The organism is Anoxybacillus sp. TBDG-1, assembly GCF_054815885.1.
Window position 1 is genome coordinate 1 of sequence record NZ_JBTZSY010000085.1, and the last position, 3648, is coordinate 3648.

The window sequence follows — 3648 nt, forward strand, 5'->3', positions numbered from 1 at the left end:
TTATAAATAATTAATAGATTATTTATAAAGTTTTGTAAGTTTTCTGTAACGGTGATACATAGTCGCTTGTGCTTGCTTACCAGAAATTACGCTACTGCATAGCATTTTTCAAAAGAAACTCGTTTGGGCGTTCATCGCTTCAGTCATCTCAATGGCTACGTTATCTGGATTTTTGTTTTACATCATATAAATGGAGGAGATTTCTATGTTCAAAAAATTATTTACACAAAAAGAAAAAGGTTGTTGCGATGTGCAAATTATGGAGGTCAAAGACGACGAGAGAAAAGAGGATTGCTGCGAAGAGGAAGAAGCGTGTTGTGAAGAGAAAGACGACAACCAAACATGTTGCTAGCGACAGAGCACTAGGGAAGCCTAGTGTTTTTTGTATGGGATAAATGAGGAATAATGGTGAAGAAGGAGAGGGGGAGAAATTCAATTGAATGACTTTGCAATAGTGATTAAAATGAACGTATGGTCAGAGAGAGGTGCATTCGTTTGAATATTATACAGAAAACAAGAACGTATTGGCTTCCGCTTATTTCATTAGCTATTCCTGCGATGATTGAAAGTTTGCTTCAAAGTATTGTCGGGTTTGTCGATTCTTTATTTATTTCCAAGCTCGGCTTAGTGGAAGTAGCTTCCGTAGGGATGGCGAATGCGATCCTGCAAATTTACTTTGCTGTCTTTTTAGCGACTGGCACTGCTGCAACAGTACTCGTTGCTACATATACAGGAGCTAATGATAGCGGAAAAGTCAAAAAAGTGATTTCTCACTCCATCATATTAACGATTGTCATCGGAATAGTATTTGGGATCCTTTCATTCTTTTTCGCTGAACATATGTTTAGGCTAATGGGAGCGAACGAACATATATTACAAACAGGAATCATTTATTTTCAAATCGTCGCAACCCCATCCATTTTCATATCTATGATGTTCACATTAGGCGCGATCGTTAGAGGGACTGGCGACACAAAAACGCCTATGCGCATCGGCTTGTGGATGAATGGAATACATATTGTCCTTGATTATATTTTCATCTTCGGCGTATGTTTTGAAGGGCTCGGCATCATAGGGGCTGGAATCGCTACCGTTTTCGCACGTATATTTGGTGTCATTTTACTATTTGTTCATCTAAAAAAGAAACAATTGCTCGTCTTTTCAACGGATATGTGGACGTTTCAAAAAAGTGTTATGCTACAATTCGTTCGGTTAAGCATTCCTTCTTCTATGGAACGATTATTTATGCGATTTGGACAAATCATTTATTTTGGCATGATCGTACGCATGGGGACAGAAGTTTATGCAGCGCATACGTTAACAGGAAATTTCACTTTATTTTCATCTATCGTCGGAACAGGTTTAGCAACAGCAACAACAACACTTGTTGGCAAAAGTCTTGGAGCAGGGCAATACAATGAAGCAAAGGCGTATAGTTTGATTTCTATAGTTTGTACTTCGGTGATGATGACGGGCGTAACTTTCTTTCTATTTTTAACATCACCATTGACAGCACGCGTGTTTACACATAACGAAACGGTTATTTCGCTAATTGTTACTGTTTTAGCCATCGATACAATTGCTCAACCAGCAACAGCGATCGTTACGATACTAACGTCTGTTTTACAAGCAAATAAAGATGCTAAATTTCCAATGTACGTCACCGCTTTTGGCATATGGGCAATTCGAACCGCCGGAGTGTACGTTTTAGGCATTCATTTCGGGTTAGGGCTTATCGGCGTATGGCTGTCTATTGCGATCGATAACTACGTGAGGGCGGCTCTGTTATACTGGCGGTATCGGTCGCTAACGTGGAGTGGGGGATGAAGCGATGAAAGCTTCTTTTTTCGACATAAAATGAAAACACGAGCTGGTGATACATGCCATAACGATCATAATCGAAAAAACAAAAGACAGTTATGTATAGTAAAAGCGAGGACATTTGCGTATAAATAAGCAAACAAAGCTTTCAGAGGATGGAACAGGCAGCCATCGCCCTTGTTGGAGATGTGGGAGTGCCACCCCACCTAAAGCTTTGCGAAATTAAACGATCCATAGGGAGAGAAGCTATTGGTTTTTGTTTTGCCACTATGCAATAGGCAAGCTCGTTACGTTACAAGGATGATGTGAAAATGTGTCTTGACATGTCGTGTTTTTGTTGTACAATCGTGCATAGAATAAACGCTGTCGTTCATATGGATGGCAGGTCAAGAAGGGAGCGGCATCGTTTCGCTCCTTTTGCAATCGAGACATAGTGTATAGAAACAATCGTCTCAGAGAGTCGAGCGGCTCTCTGTTTTTTCGTTTGCTTGGGTAGGATTTTCGACGATTTTGTCGAAAAAGTATTTGACATTTTAGAAAGTGAGGTGTGTTGATGGCTATTGATCACGATCGGTTGTTTAAAGAGTTGCTTACTACGTTTTTTGAAGAGTTTATTCTCCTCTTTTTCCCACAAGTACATGAGCACATTGATTTTCGGCATTTCTCTTTTTTGTCTGAAGAACTTTTCACTGATGTGACTGCTGGAGAAAAGTATCGAGTGGACCTTTTAATTCAGACGAAATTAAAAGGAGAAGCTGGTATCATTATTATCCATGTCGAGAACCAAAGCTACATGCAGTCATCGTTTCCAGAGCGCATGTTTATTTATTTTAGTCGCCTATTTGAAAAGTATCGCACGAATATTCTTCCAATCGCTATATTCAGCTACGATTTTATCCGCGATGAACCGTCTTCGTTTACGCTTCAATTTCCGTTTCTTCATGTGTTGCAGTTTCAGTTTTTGGCTGTCGAACTTCGTAAGCAAAACTGGCGCGATTACATTCGGAGTGAAAATCCGATTGCGACGGCACTATTAAGCAAAATGGGATATAATGAAAGTGAACGAGTTGAGCTGAAAAAGGAGTTTTTCCGAATGCTTATTCGCCTGAACGTTGACGAAGCCAGGCAACGCTTACTTATTGGTTTTTTTGAAACATATGTAAAGTTAACCGAACAAGAAGAGAAACAATTCCAAAACGAGGTGAAGAAAATGGGAGGAAAAGAAGGCAGACAAGTGATGGAATTGATCATTTCGTATGAACAGAAAGGAAAAATAGAAGGAGCAAAAGAGAAAGAGCGGGAAATGATTCAGAAAATGGTGGAGAAAGGAATGAGCATTTCGCAAATCGCCCATCTCCTCGACCGAAGCGAAGAAGAGGTGCGGAGGGCGGTAGAAATTTAGTCATAGCGAACTCAGCTATGGCTTTTTTTCCGACATGTATTGCTGATGAAAATAGCCGAGAATCGATTAAGAACAAAAAACGACAGCTATATTTATCGGCTATTTTCGATGGTGACAACGGCGGAATGTATGTGGAATTTTCGGAGCTTTCGGGTTGCTTTACATGCGGAGATACAAAGGAAGAAGCGCTGCAAATGGCAAAAGAAGCGTTGGCATTGCATTTATACGGGTTAGAACAGGAGAATAAAGCGACTTCTGAGCCTTGTTCCAAATAAAAATAACAAAACCGTTGTATTTATTGAAGTATGGATGCCGACTTTTCGTTATGAAATGGAAGAATCGAACTATAAAAAAGGCGTTAACGATTCCAATATGGATAATAAAATTAACCAAATAAATAAAAATAATTAAAAATTTTTATAAAA

General features: G+C 39.4%; 4 protein-coding genes. All 4 read left to right on the forward strand.

Going from position 1 to position 3648, the window contains the following annotated elements; genetic code table 11:
- The first annotated feature begins 205 nt into the window (after positions 1-205).
- On the forward strand, positions 206-352 hold the full coding sequence (locus tag ACYQY7_RS13725; protein WP_435621996.1) for a hypothetical protein: 147 nt from the start codon (positions 206-208) through the stop codon (positions 350-352).
- A 143-nt stretch (positions 353-495) separates the two neighbouring features.
- Positions 496-1827, forward strand: a complete 1332-nt coding sequence (locus tag ACYQY7_RS13730) for an MATE family efflux transporter (protein ID WP_461202896.1) — start codon at positions 496-498, stop codon at positions 1825-1827.
- Between the two features lie 547 nt (positions 1828-2374).
- Entirely contained in the window at positions 2375-3223 is an 849-nt protein-coding gene (locus ACYQY7_RS13735) for an Rpn family recombination-promoting nuclease/putative transposase (RefSeq protein WP_461202898.1), read from the forward strand.
- 17 nt (positions 3224-3240) lie between these two features.
- Positions 3241-3498 (forward strand): type II toxin-antitoxin system HicB family antitoxin, encoded by a 258-nt coding sequence (locus tag ACYQY7_RS13740; RefSeq protein ID WP_461202900.1) that lies wholly within the window; start codon positions 3241-3243, stop codon positions 3496-3498.
- Positions 3499-3648 lie beyond the last annotated feature (150 nt).